19 protein-coding genes are annotated in these 16,868 nt (G+C 66.0%); 5 read left to right on the forward strand and 14 right to left on the reverse strand.

Annotated elements, in window-relative coordinates; translation table 11 throughout:
• Positions 1-7: 7 nt before the first annotated feature.
• Positions 8-391: a VOC family protein gene (locus tag IEV87_RS15375; protein WP_308419905.1), complete on the reverse strand. Its 384-nt coding sequence runs from the start codon at positions 389-391 to the stop codon at positions 8-10.
• Positions 392-464: 73 nt separating this feature from the next.
• On the opposite strand from IEV87_RS15375, the gene soxR reads away from it, so the two are divergent.
• The 4 genes from soxR (at position 465) to IEV87_RS15395 (ending at position 5,395) form a co-directional block, all read left to right on the forward strand.
• Complete coding sequence (gene soxR / locus IEV87_RS15380) at positions 465-956, forward strand: redox-sensitive transcriptional activator SoxR (RefSeq protein ID WP_188478713.1); 492 nt, start codon at positions 465-467, stop codon at positions 954-956.
• 112 nt (positions 957-1,068) lie between these two features.
• On the forward strand, positions 1,069-2,718 hold the full coding sequence (locus IEV87_RS15385) for an electron transfer flavoprotein-ubiquinone oxidoreductase (RefSeq protein WP_188478714.1): 1,650 nt from the start codon (positions 1,069-1,071) through the stop codon (positions 2,716-2,718).
• A 133-nt stretch (positions 2,719-2,851) separates the two neighbouring features.
• Positions 2,852-4,561, forward strand: a complete 1,710-nt coding sequence (locus IEV87_RS15390) for a tetratricopeptide repeat protein (RefSeq protein WP_188478715.1) — start codon at positions 2,852-2,854, stop codon at positions 4,559-4,561.
• Positions 4,562-4,564: 3 nt separating this feature from the next.
• Positions 4,565-5,395: a 4-(cytidine 5'-diphospho)-2-C-methyl-D-erythritol kinase gene (locus tag IEV87_RS15395; RefSeq protein WP_188478716.1), complete on the forward strand. Its 831-nt coding sequence runs from the start codon at positions 4,565-4,567 to the stop codon at positions 5,393-5,395.
• Here IEV87_RS15395 and IEV87_RS15400 read toward each other — a convergent pair.
• The 4 genes from IEV87_RS15400 to rpsA form a co-directional block, all read right to left on the reverse strand.
• Positions 5,374-6,033 carry a phosphoribosylanthranilate isomerase gene (locus IEV87_RS15400; protein WP_188478717.1) on the reverse strand — a complete coding sequence of 220 codons (660 nt, stop codon included), beginning with the start codon at positions 6,031-6,033 and terminating at the stop codon, positions 5,374-5,376. The genes IEV87_RS15395 and IEV87_RS15400 overlap by 22 nt on opposite strands.
• A gap of 27 nt (positions 6,034-6,060) precedes the next feature.
• Positions 6,061-6,402: a LapA family protein gene (locus tag IEV87_RS15405; protein WP_188478718.1), complete on the reverse strand. Its 342-nt coding sequence runs from the start codon at positions 6,400-6,402 to the stop codon at positions 6,061-6,063.
• A 1-nt stretch (position 6,403) separates the two neighbouring features.
• Positions 6,404-6,688: an integration host factor subunit beta gene (gene ihfB / locus IEV87_RS15410; RefSeq protein WP_188478719.1), complete on the reverse strand. Its 285-nt coding sequence runs from the start codon at positions 6,686-6,688 to the stop codon at positions 6,404-6,406.
• A gap of 320 nt (positions 6,689-7,008) precedes the next feature.
• The gene (gene rpsA / locus IEV87_RS15415; protein ID WP_188478720.1) at positions 7,009-8,691 is read right to left on the reverse strand and encodes a 30S ribosomal protein S1; all 1,683 of its coding nucleotides are present in this window, start codon (positions 8,689-8,691) and stop codon (positions 7,009-7,011) included.
• A gap of 382 nt (positions 8,692-9,073) precedes the next feature.
• Here rpsA and IEV87_RS15420 point away from each other — a divergent pair, with 382 nt between their 5' ends.
• Positions 9,074-9,472 carry a DoxX family protein gene (locus IEV87_RS15420; protein ID WP_188478721.1) on the forward strand — a complete coding sequence of 133 codons (399 nt, stop codon included), beginning with the start codon at positions 9,074-9,076 and terminating at the stop codon, positions 9,470-9,472.
• Here IEV87_RS15420 and IEV87_RS15425 read toward each other — a convergent pair.
• The 9 genes from IEV87_RS15425 to aroA form a co-directional block, all read right to left on the reverse strand.
• Positions 9,460-9,636, reverse strand: a complete 177-nt coding sequence (locus IEV87_RS15425) for a hypothetical protein (RefSeq protein WP_188478722.1) — start codon at positions 9,634-9,636, stop codon at positions 9,460-9,462. The genes IEV87_RS15420 and IEV87_RS15425 overlap by 13 nt on opposite strands.
• 164 nt (positions 9,637-9,800) lie before the next feature.
• The gene (locus IEV87_RS15430) at positions 9,801-9,959 is read right to left on the reverse strand and encodes a hypothetical protein (RefSeq protein WP_188478723.1); all 159 of its coding nucleotides are present in this window, start codon (positions 9,957-9,959) and stop codon (positions 9,801-9,803) included.
• A 103-nt stretch (positions 9,960-10,062) separates the two neighbouring features.
• Positions 10,063-10,794, reverse strand: a complete 732-nt coding sequence (locus IEV87_RS15435; RefSeq protein ID WP_188478724.1) for an SDR family oxidoreductase — start codon at positions 10,792-10,794, stop codon at positions 10,063-10,065.
• Entirely contained in the window at positions 10,791-12,116 is a 1,326-nt protein-coding gene (locus IEV87_RS15440; protein ID WP_188478725.1) for an FAD-binding oxidoreductase, read from the reverse strand. The genes IEV87_RS15435 and IEV87_RS15440 overlap by 4 nt, the downstream gene beginning before the upstream one ends.
• The gene (locus tag IEV87_RS15445) at positions 12,113-12,517 is read right to left on the reverse strand and encodes a GtrA family protein (protein WP_188478726.1); all 405 of its coding nucleotides are present in this window, start codon (positions 12,515-12,517) and stop codon (positions 12,113-12,115) included. Before IEV87_RS15445 ends, IEV87_RS15440 begins: the two co-directional genes overlap by 4 nt.
• Positions 12,514-13,968: a UbiA family prenyltransferase gene (locus IEV87_RS15450; RefSeq protein ID WP_188478727.1), complete on the reverse strand. Its 1,455-nt coding sequence runs from the start codon at positions 13,966-13,968 to the stop codon at positions 12,514-12,516. The genes IEV87_RS15445 and IEV87_RS15450 overlap by 4 nt, the downstream gene beginning before the upstream one ends.
• Positions 13,969-14,094: 126 nt before the next feature.
• Positions 14,095-14,718 (reverse strand): (d)CMP kinase, encoded by a 624-nt coding sequence (locus tag IEV87_RS15455; RefSeq protein ID WP_188478728.1) that lies wholly within the window; start codon positions 14,716-14,718, stop codon positions 14,095-14,097.
• Between the two features lie 45 nt (positions 14,719-14,763).
• Entirely contained in the window at positions 14,764-15,285 is a 522-nt protein-coding gene (locus IEV87_RS15460) for a hypothetical protein (protein ID WP_188478729.1), read from the reverse strand.
• A 39-nt stretch (positions 15,286-15,324) separates the two neighbouring features.
• Positions 15,325-16,680: a 3-phosphoshikimate 1-carboxyvinyltransferase gene (aroA, locus tag IEV87_RS15465; protein WP_188478730.1), complete on the reverse strand. Its 1,356-nt coding sequence runs from the start codon at positions 16,678-16,680 to the stop codon at positions 15,325-15,327.
• Positions 16,681-16,868: the final 188 nt, after the last annotated feature.

A 16,868-nucleotide genomic window follows, 5' to 3' on the forward strand; every position in this document is an offset into this window, starting at 1 on the left:
AAATGGCCTAGGCCTGATGCGAGGCGACCTCCCATTCGATACCGTCGGCGTCGTGGAAATAGAACCGGCGTCCCGGCGCGTAACTGCCGTGGTTGATCGGCGTGAAGCCTTCGGCCCAGACCCTGTCCTCCACCTCTGCGATGTCCTCCTCCGTGAAGACGGCAAGGTGGTTGAGCATGCCGACGGTGCGGTAACGGTCCACGTCTGTCCGGCGGGCATCGCCGTAGGAAAACAGCGCGACATAGCTCTCCTCCTGCCCGACATGCACGGTATAGCCCGTCTGCATCCCCGGTCCTTCCCACCTGACCTGCCAGCCGAAGACCTTGCACAGCCAGCGCGCGGTCGCCTTCGGGTCCGATACCGTGACATTTGCATGTTCCAGCCTGATCATGATCTGTCCTTTCCTTGCCATCCGCTGTCAGGCTAATCTCTCAACCAAAGTTGAGATCAAGCCGAAAGAAACGATGAAAAGCAAAGGTATAACCATCGGCACCCTGTCCAAACGCACCGGGCTGGCTCCGTCTGCCATCCGCTATTACGAGGATCAGGCCCTGGTCGCCCCGGGGCGCGGCCCCGGCGGGCAGCGGCAGTTCGAAAAGGCCGACATCCGCCGGCTGAGCTTCATAATGATCGCCCAGAAGCTCGGCTTTTCCATCCGCGAAATACGCGACCAGCTGGCCAGCCTGCCCGGCCACCGTACCCCGACCGCGAAGGACTGGCGGACCCTGTCCGAACGCTATCGCGGAGAGCTCGACCGCCGCATCGCGACGCTTGAGCGGTTGCGCGACGATCTTGACGGGTGCATCGGCTGCGGCTGCCTGTCGCTGGACAAATGCAGGCTCTACAACCCCGACGACAGCGCCGCGCGACACGGGCCCGGACCGCGCTACCTGATGGGAGACCGTCCCGACAGCGGGTCGGATACCGGAGACGAAAGCGTGGAAATCGACGAATAACCCTGCGACAGGACGGATTTGACGCCTTGTCGCAATTGACCCGTGATACTGCCGCACGATAATCACTGCGAAACAATATTTCGCACAAGACCCCCGGAGGGAAGGAAACGACATGACCGACACGCAGCGCGAGGCGATGGAATACGATGTTGTCATCGTGGGCGCGGGCCCGGCCGGCCTGTCTGCCGCGATCCGCCTGAAACAGCTGGACGCCGACCTGTCGGTGGTGGTGCTGGAAAAGGGGTCCGAGGTCGGGGCACACATTCTGTCGGGCGCGGTTCTGGACCCCTGCGGGCTCGACGCGCTGATCCCGGACTGGAAGGAAAAGGGCGCGCCGCTGAACGTGCCTGTGAAAGAGGACAACTTCTACCTCCTGGGCGAGGCCGGGCAGCTGCGCGTGCCGAATTTCCCCATGCCGCCGCTGATGAACAACCACGGCAACTACATCGTCTCCATGGGCAATGTCTGCCGCTGGATGGCCGAACAGGCCGAGGAACTGGGCGTCGAAATCTTCCCCGGCATGGCCTGTTCCGAAATGGTCTACGGCGAAAGCGGCACCATCAAGGGTGTCGTCGCCGGTGAATTCGGCAAGAACCCCGATGGCAGCGAAGGTCCGGGTTACGAACCGGGTATGGAACTGCACGGCAAGTATGTCTTCCTCGCCGAGGGCGTGCGCGGCAGCCTTTCCAAGCAGGTGATCGCCAAGTACGGCCTGTCGGACGGCAAGGAGCCGCAGAAATACGGGCTCGGCATGAAGGAGATCTGGGAGATCGACCCGGCCAAGCACAAGGAAGGCACCGTCACCCACACCATGGGCTGGCCGCTCGGGTCCAACGCCGGGGGCGGGTCGTTCATCTATCACTTCGAGAACAACCAGGTGCTGGTCGGCTTCGTCGTGCACCTGAACTACAAGAACCCCTACCTCTTCCCCTACATGGAATTCCAGCGGTTCAAGCACCACCCGATAGTGAAGGACCTGCTGGAAGGCGGCAAGCGCGTCGCCTACGGGGCCCGCGCGATCACCGAGGGCGGTTACCAGTCCATGCCGCAGATGGTGGCACCCGGCGTCGCGCTGCTTGGCTGTTCCGTCGGGATGGTCAACGTGCCGCGGATCAAGGGCAACCACAACGCGATGCTGTCCGGAAAAGCTGCCGCGGAGGCCGCTTACAAGGCGATCCAGGCGGGCCGGTCGGGCGACGAACTGCACGACTACGAGGAAGAGGTCCGCAAGGGCGCCATTGGCAAGGACCTGAAGAAGGTCCGCAACGTAAAGCCGCTCTGGTCGAAGTACGGGCTCGCCGCATCTCTCGCGCTTGGCGGGATGGACATGTGGACCAACACCTTCGGGTTTTCCCTGCTCGGCACGATCAAGCACGGCAAGACCGATGCGGAGGCGACCGAGATGGCTGTCGCCCACACCCCGATCGACTATCCCAAGCCGGACGGCAAGATCAGCTTCGACAGGCTGACCAACGTGTCCTTCTCGATGACCAATCACGAGGAAAGCCAGCCCGCGCACCTCAAGCTGAAGGACCCGAACATCCCCGTCCTCGACAACTTGCCGAAATACGCCGGCCCCTCGGCCCGCTACTGCCCGGCAGGCGTCTACGAATTCGTGACGGAAGACGGCAAGGATCCGCGCTTTGTCATCAACTTCCAGAACTGCGTGCACTGCAAGACCTGCGACATCAAGGACCCGGCTCAGAACATCGTCTGGACCACGCCGCAGGGTGGGGACGGCCCGAACTACCCCAACATGTGAGCAATTCGGCGCCGCACCTGTCATGCGGTAGTCACATTATCGAAAAAGCGGGGCATTCCTGGGATGCCCCGCATTGCATTTCCGGGATCGCCTCCGCTAGCCTGTGCCAACCCTGACACAGGCGAGGGACGGTATGACGAAGGCGAACTTCTGGAAATCCGTGGCCGTGGCGGCGGCGGTTGCTGCTGCAGCGGGTCCGGCGATCTCGGGCAATTCCGGCGACTATCTGGCGGCGCGGCAGGCGCGGCTGTCCAGCGATTACGATGCGGCGGTCTACTATTACGTGCGCGCCCTTGGCGCCGATCCGCAGAACCCTGCCCTTCTGGAAGGTGCCGCGCTCTCCCAGCTGTCTGCCGGGGACCTGCCCCGCGCCGTGGCGGTTGCCGAGCGCATGGAAGCCGCCGGGGTTGAGAGCCAGATTTCCCAGGCGATCCTGTCGGCCCACGAATTCCAGTCCGGCAACTTTCAGGCCGTTCTTGACCGCGTGGCCGCCGATCATGGCGTCGGACCGCTGGTCGACGGCCTGATGGCCGCCTGGGCCGAGGTCGGCAAGGGAGAAATGGCCAACGCGCTCGCCTCCTTCGACCAGGTTGCCCAGACCAAGGGTCTGCGCGGCTTCGCGCTCTATCACAAGGCGCTGGCGCTGGCGATGGTCGGCGACTTCGAGGCGTCGGAGGCGATCTATTCCGACAGCTCCGCCGGCCCGCTCCAGATGACCCGGCGCGGTGCCATGGCCCGGATCGAGGTGCTGAGCCAGCTCGACCGTTCCGGCGACGCGCTGAAGCTGCTGGACAAGCTGTTCGGGTCGGACCTCGACCCCGCTCTGTCGCAGATGCGCGCGGTGCTGGAAAAGGGCGAGGCCCTGCCCTTCACCCATGTCACCAAGATCACCGACGGCGTGGCCGAGATCTTCTATTCCGTCGCCGCTGCCCTGAAGGGCGAGGCGACCGACGACTACACCCTGATCTATTCCCGCATCGCAGAGGCGCTGCGCGAAGATCACATCGACGCCATCCTCCTCTCCGCCGAACTGCTGGAGGACATGGACCGCCCGGAGCTCGCCACCCGCGCCTACCGCCGCGTTCCGCGCGACAACCCCGCATTCCACGCCGCCGAACTGGGCCGCGCCAATGCGCTGGAACGCTCTGGCCGGTCCGACGCCGCACTTGAGGTGCTGGACGAACTGGCGGAGACGCACGGCAACCTGCCGATCGTGCACACCACCCGCGGCGACCTGCTGCGCGGCATGAACCGCTATGTCGAAGCCGTGAAGGCCTACGACGCGGCCATCGGCCTGTATGACAGCGACGACAGCTCGCAATGGTTCGTGCTTTACGCCCGTGCGATCAGCCAGGAACGGCTGAACCACTGGCCAGAGGCAGAGGCCGATTTCCGCGCCGCGCTTAAGATGAACCCGGACCACCCGCGCATCCTCAACTACCTCGGCTATTCGCTGGTCGAAAAGCACGAGAAGCTGGACGAAGCGCTCGGCATGATCGAACGGGCCGTGCAGGCGCAGCCGGACAGCGGATTCATCCTCGACAGCCTGGGCTGGGCGCTGTACCGCCTTGGCCGCTATGAGGAGGCCGTGGATCACATGGAGCGTGCCGCTGAACTGATGCCGGTCGACCCGGTCGTGACAGATCACCTCGGTGACGTCTACTGGGCCGTTGGCCGCACGCTCGAGGCGGAATTCCAGTGGAACCGCGCCCTCTCCTTCGCGCCCGAGGACAAGGACGCCACCCGCATCCGCCGCAAGCTGAAGGTCGGGCTCGACGCCGTTCTGGCCGAGGAAGGGGCGGAGCCGCTGAAGGTCGCGCAGGACACGTCCAACGGCGGCTGACCCATGGCGGAGACGCAGCCGGTGGCGGAATTCGCCCCGGCCAAGATCAACCTGACCCTGCACGTCACGGGACAGCGGCCCGACGGCTATCACCTGCTGGATTCGCTGGTGGTCTTTGCCGATGTCGGTGACCGCCTGACCCTTGCGCTGTCCGACACGCCAGCCCTGAACGTGACCGGACCGCGCGCTGAAGGCGTGCCGGGCGACGCCCGCAACCTTGCCCTGCGCGCGGCAGAGACGGCCGGGACCACGGTTCGGATTGCGCTGGACAAGCACCTCCCGGCCGCGGCCGGGATCGGCGGCGGGTCCTCGGACGCGGCTGCGGTGCTCCGGGGCATTTCGCGGCTGACCGGGCTGGCCCCGCCCGACGACACGGTGCGGCTTGGCGCAGATGTCCCGGTCTGCCTTCCCGCCCGCGCCGCGCGTATGCAGGGGGTCGGGGAAATCGTCACGCCGGTTGCCGACCTGCCCCGGTTGCATGCCGTTCTGGTCAACCCCGGAGTAGAGGTCGCCACCCCCGCCTGTTTCGCGCGGCTGGCCACCCGCACCAACCCGCCCATGCCCGATCCCCTGCCCCGCTGGTCCGGCCCTGCCGATCTGATCGACTGGCTTGCCACCATGCGCAACGACCTGGAACCGCCCGCGTGCCACATTGCCCCGGTCATCGCCGATCTGCTGGAAACGCTGCGCGCCGATCCGGCCTGCCGGCTCGCCCGCATGTCCGGGTCCGGCGCGACCTGCTTTGCCCTGACCGACACGGCAGCGCACGCGCGGGCCATGGCCGCGCGCCTGTCCCGCCCGCAATGGTGGGTTCAGCCGACCCGGCTGTCCTGACCCGTCGCCGCCGCGACAAAGGCGGCGATCCTCTCAGGGTCCTTCACACCCGGCGCGCTTTCCACGCCCGATGAGACATCGACCTGCCGCGCGCCCGTCAGCCGCACCGCTTCGGCCACGTTGTCCGGGGTCAGCCCCCCGGCGAGCATCCATGGGCAGGTCCAGTACTTACGCCCCTGCAGCAACCGCCAGTCGAAGGCCAGCCCGTTGCCGCCCGGCAGGGCCGCGTCCTTCGGCGGCTTCGCGTCGATCAGCAACTGGTCGGCAACACGGGAATAGACGTCGATGGCGGCCAGATCCTCCGGCCCCGCCACGCCGATCGCCTTCATCACCGGCAACCCGGTACGCGTCCGGACCTCCGCCACCCGCTCAGGTGTTTCGCGCCCGTGCAGTTGAAGCATGTCGAGAGGCACCGCCCCCGTGATCGCGTCAAGCAGCGCGTCATCCGCATCGACCACCAGCGCCACCTTGGCCAGCCCGACCGGCGCCTCGACCGCCAGCGCGCGCGCCTCTTCCACCGTCAGATGGCGCGGCGATTTCGGAAAGAAGACAAAACCGCCATAGACTGCCCCCGCACGCGCGGCGGCGTCAACGTCCTCGGGCCTTTTGAGGCCGCAGATTTTGACACGGATGTCCATGGGCCGGGTCTACGCCAGCCGCGGGCGTCAGTCCAGCAGCGCCAGGACCTCGTCCTTGCCACGGTGCTTCTCGCCCTTGAGCTTCTTGACCTCGCGCTCCAGCTTGCCGACCTCACGCTGTTTGCGCGACGCCTCGGCCCGGTGCTTGTGCTCGCGCAGCCATTCCCAGACGAATCCGATCAGCAGGCCGACGATGGCCCCGCCGAAGATCACCGCGAACAGCGGCAGTTCGACCGACTGGTTCATGCCAGCGATCCGCGCCAGTCCCTCGGGCAGCAGCTTGAGCGAGACGATTTCACGGTTGGCCAGCGCAACCGCGATCAGCGCAACGCCGAGGACGGCGAGAAAGAGGTAACGGATATATCGCATGTCAGCCCTGCCCGTTCAGCCGGTCACGCAGCAGCTTGCCGGTCTTGAAGAAAGGTACGTGTTTTTCCTCCACATCAACCGCTTCGCCGGTTCGCGGGTTCCTCCCGGTCCGTGCGTCGCGTTTCTTTACGGAGAAGGCCCCGAACCCGCGCAGCTCCACCCGGTCGCCGCGCGCCATCGCTTCGATGATCTCGTCAAAGATGACATTCACGATCTTTTCAACATCCCGCTGATACAGGTGCGGATTTTCGTCGGCAATTTTCTGGATCAGTTCGGATCGGATCATCGGCGGTTTCTCCCCAGGATCGGTCGGCAGCGCAATCAGACACCACCCGACTATAGGGGGTTTCCGGCCCCCTCGAAACTGTGACCTCGGGCGCGAATGGCAGATTTTTCATGCGAAATCGGGCAATTGCGCCCTTCACAGGCGGGATTTTGCGTGACCTGCGCCGCGAATCCCCCCGACGCCCAGTACGCTGCAACGCGGCACAAACGACTGATTCGCTGCGATTTTCCGATTGCTGCGCCCCCGATGCAGCTTTGAGCGGGGCAAAGCAAAAGGCCCCGGATATATCCGGGGCCTTCCTGTTTCGTCTGACCGGAGGATCAGTTGTCGCCGGACTTCAGCGCAGCGCCAAGGATGTCGCCAAGCGACGCGCCGGAGTCCGAAGACCCGTACTGTTCCACGGCTTCCTTCTCTTCCGCAATCTCGCGTGCCTTGATCGACAGGCCCAGACGGCGGGTCTTGCTGTCCACGTTGGTCACGCGCACATCGACGTGGTCACCGACGGAGAAACGCTCGGGGCGCTGTTCGGAGCGGTCGCGCGACAGGTCGGAGCGGCGGATGAAGGACTTCATGCCTTCGTATTCCACTTCGATCCCGCCGTCCTCGATCGAGGTCACGGTCACAGTGATGATGGAGCCGCGCTTGGTGCCACCGACAGCCTCAGCGAACTTGTCGCCGCCGACGTTCTTGATGGAGAGCGAGATGCGCTCCTTCTCGGTGTCGACCTCGGAGACAACCGCCTGGACGATGTCGCCCTTGCGGTAGTTCTGAATGGCATCCTCGCCACGCTCGTCCCAGGACAGGTCAGACAGGTGAACCATGCCGTCGATGTCACCCGGCAGGCCAACGAACAGACCGAATTCGGTGATGTTCTTGACCTCGCCTTCGACCACGGTGCCCTCGGGATGCGTTTCCGCGAAGACTTCCCACGGGTTGCGCATCGTCTGCTTGAGGCCGAGGGACACGCGGCGCTTCGCACCGTCGATCTCCAGCACCATGACTTCGACTTCCTGCGAGGTCGAGACGATCTTGCCCGGATGGACGTTCTTCTTGGTCCAGGACATTTCGGACACGTGGACCAGACCTTCGACACCCGGCTCCAGCTCGACGAACGCGCCGTAGTCGGTGATGTTGGTCACGCGGCCCTGATGCACGGATTCCAGCGGGTACTTGGCAGCGACCAGATCCCACGGATCTTCCTGCAGCTGCTTCATGCCGAGCGAGATGCGGTGCGTGTCCTTGTTGATCTTGATCACCTGGACCTTCACGGTCTCGCCGATGTTCAGGATCTCGGACGGGTGGTTGACGCGGCGCCATGCCATGTCGGTCACGTGCAGCAGGCCGTCGACACCGCCGAGGTCCACGAAGGCCCCGTATTCGGTGATGTTCTTGACCACGCCGTCAACCGACTGACCTTCTTCGAGGTTCGAGATGACCTCGGCACGCTGTTCGGCACGCGACTCTTCCAGAATGGCCCGGCGGGAGACGACGATATTTCCCCGGCGGCGGTCCATTTTCAGGATCTGGAACGGCTGCTTCAGACCCATGAGCGGGCCGGCATCGCGCACGGGGCGCACATCGACCTGCGAGCCCGGAAGGAACGCGACGGCACCGCCGAGATCGACGGTGAAACCGCCCTTCACGCGGCCGAAGATCGCGCCATCGACGCGGGCGTCGTCGGCATAGGCCTTTTCCAGACGGTCCCAGGCTTCCTCGCGGCGCGCCATTTCGCGCGAAACGACAGCCTCGCCACGCGAATTCTCGGCGGCGCGCAGGAAGACCTCGACCTCATCGCCGACTGCGATTTCGGGGGTCTCACCGGGGTTTGCAAATTCTTTGAGATCGACACGGCCTTCCATCTTGTAGCCGACGTCGATGATGGCCTGTCCCGCTTCGATCGCGATGACCTTGCCTTTGACAACCGAACCCTCTTCGGGGGTGTCCATTTCGAAGCTTTCATTTAGGAGGGCTTCGAATTCCTCCATGGATGCGTTCTGAGCCATGTGGCTATGAGTTCCTTTTCAAGGTTTATGCTGGCCGAGCGGTTGTCTCCGCCGGTCTTGGGGTTGGTCAGTTGAGCGGCTGCAATGACGAAAGGGCCGGTGGTTCCGACCCTGCTCGCTTTCTCATCGCGGCGTTGTGCCTTGTCGACGGGGGGCAGATAGCCCCGTTTGGCCAATAATGCAACAGGAGAAGGGTCGGAGGTGTCGCCTCGCACGCGGCCGCGGAGGTGAAACGGCCCCTGACCCGTTCCGGGTCATCCTCCGACTTGATCCGAGGATCTCCGCGGCAGGAGGTCCTCGGATCAAGTCCGAGGATCACAACACGCCGGATTGACTTCCGCACCCCATTAATTAACCATTCCGCTAATTAATGGAGGCGCACATGTCCGAAAAATGGATGACCCGCACCGGCTGGACCCTGTCAGCCCTTTACGCCCTGTTCATGGTGGCAGCCTCGGTCGCCCCGAAATTCCTGACCGACATCGGCCAGCAGACCATGGCGGCGCTTGGCTGGCCGGAAGCGCCGGTCCCGTTGATCGGCGCTCTGGAACTCGTCTGCATGCTGCTCTTTCTGATTCCCCGCACCGCCCTTCTGGGCGCAACGCTCACCATGGCGATCTTCGGCGGGGCGATCGTGACCCAGATGCGGGCCGACAGCCCGTTGTTTTCGCACACGTTGTTCAGCTTCTACCTCGGCGCACTGATGTGGGCCGGGCTCTGGCTGCGCGATCCGGGCATACGGGCCGTCTGGCCGATCCGCCGACGTTTTCAGTCGTCCTGAGACCCTTTGCGCAGGCTTTTCGGCAGCGCGTAATCCTCGGCCGGGATAAGGCAATCCATGCCGAAATCGTACTGTCTCCAGGTGCTTTCGGGGGCAGCGCGGCGGTCGCCCTTGGCAGGGTCGCTGGCGTCGGACCCGCCCGTCGGCTTGAAAATATAGGACATCTCAAATGCTCCTGACTTATTCCGTTGTTAAAATATCAACGGTTCAAGGGTACACCCGTTCCGAAAAAGCTCCGAGTACGGAATACCCGACACACCGGGTGTGATCTGGAAACAATACCGTCCGGTGTCCGGTCCGGCCGGACACCGCAACGGAAGATGCCTTTTCAGCCGGCCTTCGCGGGCGCGGAAGCGGCGGGCTGCGCCGCGCGTACGATCAGGCAATCCGACGCGAAGTCGAGGTTGCGCCAGTCGACGCCTTGCTGTTGCTGGGCCGGGGCCGGGTTGGTCTCCGCCGGGGTACGCGGGGTGTTGTCGGTCTGCATTTGGTTACCTGTATGAATGGTTCGCTCTGGTCTTCATTGTCCCCTCCCTGGTCTTCCTTCCGCCCCCTCCTGGGCTGCAATTCTTGACCGATTGCAGGCCCTTTCAGATTTTCAGCTTCTTGAACACGCGCTCCGGGATGAGACGGATGATTCCCATGATCATCCGCCAGACGGCGCGCACATAGATCACGTCCTGACCCTTCTCAACGGCTTTCAGCACAGCTTGGCCAACTTCCGCCGGAGCGGCGGTCAACTTTTCGGGAAGGTCCATGTTTTCCGTCATGCGTGTTGCAACAAAACCCGGTTTCACGGTCACCACATGCACCCCCTGCCCCGCCAGCCGGTTGCGCAGACCTGACAGGAAGGCGGTGAACCCCGCCTTGGCGGCGCCGTAGGTGTAGTTCGTGGCCCGCCCGCGATCCCCCGCGACCGACGAAATTCCGACGATCACGCCGCTACCGCGCGCGGCCATTGCCGTGGCGTAGGCGCCAAGCACCGCCGCCGGACCTTCGAAGTTCGCCCGCATCAGCGCGACGGAGGCCGCGACGTCGTCCTGCACCTCCTCCTGCGGGGCCAGGGCACCGACGGCACAGATCACCACGTCGGGCAGATCGGCCCCGGCGACGAAACCCGCGTGCCCCTCGACCGCCGTGGCGTCGAAATCGCGCAGGGTGACGGAGATGCGGTGACGCAACTCCAGATCCCTCGCGGCGGCTTCGAGCGTCCCGGCCCCGCGTGCCGCAAGTACGAGGTCATACCCGGCCGCCGCGAAAGCATGCGCGCAGGCCATCGCGATGTCCGACCGCGCGCCGAGGATGGTAACGCTCCCCGTCATATCTTGAGCCTTTCCGACTGCGCCGACGCGAAGGCACCGCCGCAACCCTCCTCCGCCCGCGCCCGTGCAAAGACGGCGGCACGGGGGTCGGCGCGGTGGAAGGTTTCCGGCGACAGGCGGCTGTCCTTGGCCAGATAGTGCCGCCCGCCATGCGCCAGCGTGATCGCGTCCAGCTGGTCGAGAAGGCGCAAAGCCGCCTCGCTGACCGGGAAGTCCAGCGCCAGCGTGTAGCCCTCCATCGGGAAGGACAGCGGACTGTCCTGCGCGCCAAGCCGTTTCAGAACCGCCAGAAAGGACCCCTGCCCCGCGTCGGAAATCGCGCCGAGCAGGGCGGTCAGCCCGGCGTGGGACGCCGCCAGCGGCAGCACCACCTGATACTGCGCGAAACCGCGCCGCCCGTAGATGCGGTTCCAGTCCCTGATCGCGTCGAGGGGGTAGAAATAGCTGTCCCAGTCCACCACGGAATGCCCGCGCTTCTTCATCCCTGCCGCATAATACAGCCGGTTGAAGGCGCGCAGCGTGTGGCGGTTGAGCACAAAGCCCGGCGCGTCCAGCGGCACCCGGCGGGCCCGGCGCACCGGCACGTCATAGGGCGCGGCGCGGCGCACGTCGCGCAGGTCCTGCGGTTCGGCGTGATCGCCCAGCATGACCAGCGACCGGCCAAGCGCCTCTCCCCGCCCGAGGCAATCGAACCAGGCGACGGAGTAGCGGGTGGTCGCGGTTTCGAAGATGTCCATCGCCTCGGTCAGATTGGACGCCGCCACCGTCTCCTGCCGGATCCAGCCCGACGGCACCGGCATCAGGCGAAGCGCGGCGCGCAGGATCACCCCGGTCAGGCCCATGCCGCCGACGGTCCGCGCGAACAGGTCCGAATTGTCGCGGGCAGAGGCGCGGCGCACCGTGCCGTCCGGGCCCATGACGTCGACCCAGTCCACATGGCGCCCGATGGATCCGTCGCGGCGATGGTTCTTGCCGTGCACATCCGCCGCGATCATCCCGCCAAGCGTCACGAACTTGGTGCCCGGCGTCACTGGCGGAAACCAGCCGCGCGGCAGGAAGGCGGCGATCACGTCCCCGAGCATCACCCCGGTCTCGGCCTCCAGCACACCGGTCTCCGCGTCGAAGGACAGCATATGCGCCATCCCGCGCATGTCGATCGTCCCCTTTGGCTGCGCGGCCGCGTCGCCATAGCTGCGCCCGTTGCCCCGCGCGATCACCGGACCCTGACCGATCAGCGCCCGGATCGCCGCCGCGTCGCGGGGCCGGTGCAGATCACCGGCAAGGCGGGGAAAACGGCCCCAACCCGACAAGTTCGCCCTCATGCCGCCACCGCCCGGTCAAAGACGAACCGCCGGTCCAGCCGATATTTCACGACATATCCCACGGCCAGCCCGGCAATGGCTCCGGCCTCCCGCGCCATGTCGGTGTGCCAGATCAGCCAGGCGGCGCATTCCGCCCCCCAGAAGATCGCCGTCGTGGCGAGCCCCATGAGCGAATAGAGCGTGAAACGCCGGCCATGCGCGGCGATCCCGGTGCTCCGGTCTTCGAATATGAACGCCTTGTCGAGCAGGTATTTCACCACCAGCCCCGCCGCCGTCCCCGCCACGAGCGCCGGGATCAGGCCAAACGACAGGCCCAGCACCCCGCGCTGCACGCCAAGGTTCACGATCACTGCGATCACGGCAAATCCGGCATAGCGGAGGAGGAGCGCCGGAAGGCTCACAGCTGGCTCCCCGCCGCGACGAAGGCGACCACCAGCGAGAACGAGACAAGGCTCACCCGGTCACGGGCGGCAAATACCACGGGGTCGTCATGCATCTCGCCGCGGTGTGTGATGAGAACGATGCGGCTGATCCAGAACAGCAGCACGGCACAGATGCCGAACAGCACCTCGGGCCGGGAATAAAGCGCGGTGACGGCGGGGGAATTGATGTAGAGCGCCATCACCAGCACCGACACGAACCCCGCCCCGACGGCCATCATGGCGACGATCGGCAGATCCTCGGCCCGGTAGCCGCGCCGCGCGTTCAGCCCCGTACCATTCTGCACGGCGTCCACCAGTTCCGCCTGCCGTTTCACCGCGGCCAGCGAGAAGAAGAAGAAGGTCGAAAACGCCAGCAGCCAGATCGACAGCGGAATTCCGGCCGCCGCCGCCCCCGCCCCGATCCGCAGCGTATAGAGCGCAGCCAGCGTGCAGACATCCATCACCGGCATCCGCTTGAGCCACAGCGAATAGGCCGTCGTCGTCACCGCATAGGCCCCGAGCACCGCCAGGAACAACGGCCCGAGGAACGCGCCCAGCCCGAAGCCGGTCAGCACCAGCCCCGGGGTCAGCCATAGCCCGTGACGCAGCGCCAGCTGGCCTGAGGCAAAGGGCCGTTCCCGTTTTCGCGGATGCGCCCGGTCCGATGGCAGGTCGAGCAGGTCGTTCAGCACGTAGACCGCCGATGCCACCAGCGCGAAGGCGATGAAGGCCAGAATGCCCTGCGCGACGGAGACCGCGTCCAGCTGATGTGCCGCGAGCAAGGGAAGGAAGATCAGCAGGTTCTTCAGCCACTGATGCGGCCGCATCGCCTGCATCAGCGCGCGGGGAAAATTGCGGACCTCCGCGTCCAGATGCGCGACCCCCTCCTGCGCCGTCACCTGCGCCCGGAGTGCGTCGGGCAGCCCGATCGTGGTCGCCTGCGCGGCCCCGGCCCAGACCGGAAGGTCCGCCGCCGATCCGCCGATGTAACTGTAGTTCCCGCTGCCGAACCGCCCGGCCAGGAAGTCGGCCTTGGCCTGTCCGCGCAGATTGCGCACCCCGTCCGATCCGTGAACCTCGTCGAACACGCCGAGGTGGTCTGCGATCCGGTCCGCAACCGCCTGATCCGCGCAGGTCACCAGTGCCGTGCGCCCGCCCCGCATCCGCCAGGCGCGAAGTCGCGACACGACTTCGTTCCTGTAAGGCAACAACGCCGGATCCACCGTCCCCCGCACCGCCATGCGCTGTTTCAGCGCCCCGCGCCCGCGCAACAGGCTGGCAAAGGCTTCGAATGGCGCGGTCCAACGCGCGGCCAGGGCGGCCCAGAAGGTTTCGTCCAGCATTTCGGTGCGGATCAGCGTCCCGTCCAGGTCGCAGACCAGAACGGGGCGGGAATCGCCCGGAAAATCAAGGAGTTGTGCCTGCGCCATCCGGCTGCCTTCTCTGCCCGTGCCGGTGTCCGGCTCTTGCGGCCAGACTGTTCCGGAACAATGGCAGGATAATGGAATTCACCTGACACAACAGGGATTTCCGCGCAGATTTGTGAAAAGTTGCGCCTATGTGGCCGGTTGGCAGCCGGTCTTTTCGGTGACCAGCCGGATCGCCTCGGCCACCACCGCGTCGATCGCCAGCCCGGAGGTGTCGAGCACCACCGCATCCTCCGCCGGCATCATCGGCGCCGCCGCACGCGCGGAATCTCGCGCGTCGCGCTCGCGCAGGTCCTTCAGCACGCCGTCCAGCGTCACCTCGTGCCCGCTGTCCCGCAGTTCGGCAAACCGCCGTTCCGCCCGCACCTGGTCAGAGGCGGTGACAAAGAACTTCACCTCTGCCTCGGGGCAGATCACCGTGCCGATGTCGCGCCCGTCCAGCACCGCCCCGCCGGAGCGGCGGGCAAAGGCGCGCTGGAAGTCGACAAGGGCCGCGCGGACCTCGGGCAGGGCCGCGACGACGCTGGCGGCGCGGGCGACATCGGGTGTGCGCAGGTCATCCGCCTCCAGATCCGCAGCGCTGAGCGTCTGCGCGGCCTCCAGCGGCGGCGTCCCGTCCAGAGTGCGCCGCCCCGTCGCGCGGTAGATCAGCCCGGTGTCCAGATGCGCCAGGCCAAAGGCTTCCGCCAGGGCGCGCGACAATGTGCCCTTCCCGGCGGCGGCAGGTCCGTCAATGGCAATGGTCAGTCTCATCCGGCCCTCGCATCAAGTGGAAGACCTTGATGCCACCCTTCGCGATCAATGACCAGCCCGGCGGCGGCGCCTGCGCGGCGCGGGCCGGACCGAAACGGCACGCCACGCCAGGAGCGCCAGAGCGGCGAGGCAAAGCACGACGCTCAGCAATTTCACCTGCGTCAGCGTACTGGCCAGCGCCACGTCCCCCTCTGTCACCGTCTCGGTGAGGATGCGCGCGATCATCGCGTTTTCCGCATAGTTCGCCACCGCCCCCGCAATGGCCACCAGCGACAGCGCCAGCGAAGCCACCGGCGGCAGCCAGGCCCGGAACCCGGTCACGAAGGCGGCGGCCAGGAAGAGCGGAGCAATCAGTTCCAGCTGCCGCTGCGGACCGAGGTAGAGCGCCAGCCCGTCCTCCGTCAGCCGGGCGAGGTAGGCCTGCGCCTCGCCATAGGAATAGCCGAAGGGTCGCAGGTCGAAGGGCAGCATCCCGCCCGCCTCGTCCAGCAACTGCGGCACGGTTGTCACCAGACTCAATACCTGCACCGCGCCGGCCAGCGCGAACAGCCCCCAGATCAGCCACATGTCCCCGACCCTTTTCTACCCTGTATGCAGGGTACAGGATCAGGTAGCCCCTGTCCGCAAAATCCTTGCACCAAGCCCGGTCATCAGCGGTTCGAATATCGGAAAGGAGGTCGCAATCGGTCCGCCGTCATCCACCCGCACCGCCTTTTGCGCGGCCATTCCGAGGCAGAGGAAGGACATGGCGATGCGGTGATCCAGATGGCTGGCGACCTCGGCCCCGCCCGGGACGTTGCCATGGCCAAGACCGGTGACGATCCACCAGTCCTCGCCATCCTCGACCGTCACGCCGTTGGCACGCAGCCCGGTGGCCATGGCGTCGATCCGGTCGGATTCCTTGACCCGCAGCTCCTTCACCCCGCGCATCACCGTGCGCCCTTGGGCAAAGGCCGCGACAACCGACAGCACCGGGTATTCGTCGATCATGGAGGCCGCACGTTCCGGCGGCAACTCGATACCCTTCAGGTCCGGTGAGAAGCGGGCGCGCAGATCCGCGACCGGCTCCCCGCCCTCTTCGCGCGGGTTCTCGTAGGTCAGGTCCGCGCCCATGTCGCGCAGCGTCTCGAACAGTCCGGCGCGGGTCGGGTTCAACCCGATGTTCGGCACCAGCACATCCGACCCCGGCACGATCAGCGCCGCACAGACCGGAAAGGCGGCGGAAGACGGATCGCGCGGCACGACGATGTCCTGCGCCACCAGTTCCGGCTGGCCGGTCAGGGTGATGACCCGGCCCTCCTCGGTCTGATCCGTCGTGATGGCCGCGCCGAACCCGGCGAGCATGCGTTCGGTGTGATCGCGGGTCGCCTCTTTCTCGATGACAACGGTCTGCCCTGGCGCGTTCAGCCCGGCCAGCAGCACCGCCGATTTCACCTGTGCCGATGGCACCGGCACGGTGTAGCGCACCGGCACCGGATCCCCCGCGCCGACGATGGTCATCGGCAGCCGCCCGCCCTGCCGCCCGTAGGCGCGCGCGCCGAACAGCGCCAGCGGATCCGTCACCCGCGCCATCGGCCGCTTGTTGAGACTCGCGTCACCGGTGAACGTCGCGGTGATCGGAGAGGTCGCCATCGCCCCCATGATCAGCCGCACCCCGGTGCCGGAGTTGCCGCAGTCGATCACGTTGCCCGGTTCGGCAAAGCCCCCGGTGCCGACACCATGCACCGACCAGCGCCCGCCACCGTGATCCGTCACCTCCGCCCCGAAGGCGCGCATGGCCTTCGCGGTGTCGATCACGTCCTGTCCTTCCAGCAGCCCTTCGATCCGGGTCTCCCCGACCGAGAGCGCGCCGAGGATCAGCGACCGGTGGCTGATCGACTTGTCACCGGGGACATCGGCGGTGCCTGTCAGCGGGCCGGAGGCCTCGGACATCATCGGGATCGGGGTGCCATGGGCGGACATGTGAGCTCTCCTCCTCGGGTGCAGGGCCTCTTAGCGCGGGGCGCGCAGGGCGTCCATGGGGAGAGGCGCTCCACACGCCCGCCCGGTCGTTGCGGGCCACACCCCCCGACCCTCCCCCTTCCAGGAGGAAGGGACATGTCGCGCGGGATGGCAGGACATGTCGCGTCAATCGGCAGAGGCACTGCCCT

The organism is Primorskyibacter flagellatus (assembly GCF_014638275.1).
Classification (GTDB): domain Bacteria; phylum Pseudomonadota; class Alphaproteobacteria; order Rhodobacterales; family Rhodobacteraceae; genus Pseudooceanicola; species Pseudooceanicola flagellatus_A.

What these genes read in the sequence shown, in the direction of transcription:
- IEV87_RS15440 (WP_188478725.1), bottom strand. Translation starts at nt 12,116, where the DNA reads ATGAGGGCGAACTTGTCGGGTTGGGGCCGTTTTCCCCGCCTTGCCGGT.
- rpsA (WP_188478720.1), bottom strand. Translation starts at nt 8,691, where the DNA reads ATGGCTCAGAACGCATCCATGGAGGAATTCGAAGCCCTCCTAAATGAA.
- IEV87_RS15460 (WP_188478729.1), bottom strand. Translation starts at nt 15,285, where the DNA reads ATGTGGCTGATCTGGGGGCTGTTCGCGCTGGCCGGCGCGGTGCAGGTA.
- soxR (WP_188478713.1), top strand. Translation starts at nt 465, where the DNA reads ATGAAAAGCAAAGGTATAACCATCGGCACCCTGTCCAAACGCACCGGG.
- IEV87_RS15425 (WP_188478722.1), bottom strand. Translation starts at nt 9,636, where the DNA reads ATGTCCTATATTTTCAAGCCGACGGGCGGGTCCGACGCCAGCGACCCT.
- IEV87_RS15420 (WP_188478721.1), top strand. Translation starts at nt 9,074, where the DNA reads ATGTCCGAAAAATGGATGACCCGCACCGGCTGGACCCTGTCAGCCCTT.
- IEV87_RS15430 (WP_188478723.1), bottom strand. Translation starts at nt 9,959, where the DNA reads ATGCAGACCGACAACACCCCGCGTACCCCGGCGGAGACCAACCCGGCC.
- IEV87_RS15390 (WP_188478715.1), top strand. Translation starts at nt 2,852, where the DNA reads ATGACGAAGGCGAACTTCTGGAAATCCGTGGCCGTGGCGGCGGCGGTT.
- IEV87_RS15385 (WP_188478714.1), top strand. Translation starts at nt 1,069, where the DNA reads ATGACCGACACGCAGCGCGAGGCGATGGAATACGATGTTGTCATCGTG.
- IEV87_RS15395 (WP_188478716.1), top strand. Translation starts at nt 4,565, where the DNA reads ATGGCGGAGACGCAGCCGGTGGCGGAATTCGCCCCGGCCAAGATCAAC.
- IEV87_RS15400 (WP_188478717.1), bottom strand. Translation starts at nt 6,033, where the DNA reads ATGGACATCCGTGTCAAAATCTGCGGCCTCAAAAGGCCCGAGGACGTT.
- IEV87_RS15405 (WP_188478718.1), bottom strand. Translation starts at nt 6,402, where the DNA reads ATGCGATATATCCGTTACCTCTTTCTCGCCGTCCTCGGCGTTGCGCTG.
- IEV87_RS15455 (WP_188478728.1), bottom strand. Translation starts at nt 14,718, where the DNA reads ATGAGACTGACCATTGCCATTGACGGACCTGCCGCCGCCGGGAAGGGC.
- IEV87_RS15375 (WP_308419905.1), bottom strand. Translation starts at nt 391, where the DNA reads ATGATCAGGCTGGAACATGCAAATGTCACGGTATCGGACCCGAAGGCG.
- IEV87_RS15450 (WP_188478727.1), bottom strand. Translation starts at nt 13,968, where the DNA reads ATGGCGCAGGCACAACTCCTTGATTTTCCGGGCGATTCCCGCCCCGTT.
- aroA (WP_188478730.1), bottom strand. Translation starts at nt 16,680, where the DNA reads ATGTCCGCCCATGGCACCCCGATCCCGATGATGTCCGAGGCCTCCGGC.
- ihfB (WP_188478719.1), bottom strand. Translation starts at nt 6,688, where the DNA reads ATGATCCGATCCGAACTGATCCAGAAAATTGCCGACGAAAATCCGCAC.
- IEV87_RS15435 (WP_188478724.1), bottom strand. Translation starts at nt 10,794, where the DNA reads ATGACGGGGAGCGTTACCATCCTCGGCGCGCGGTCGGACATCGCGATG.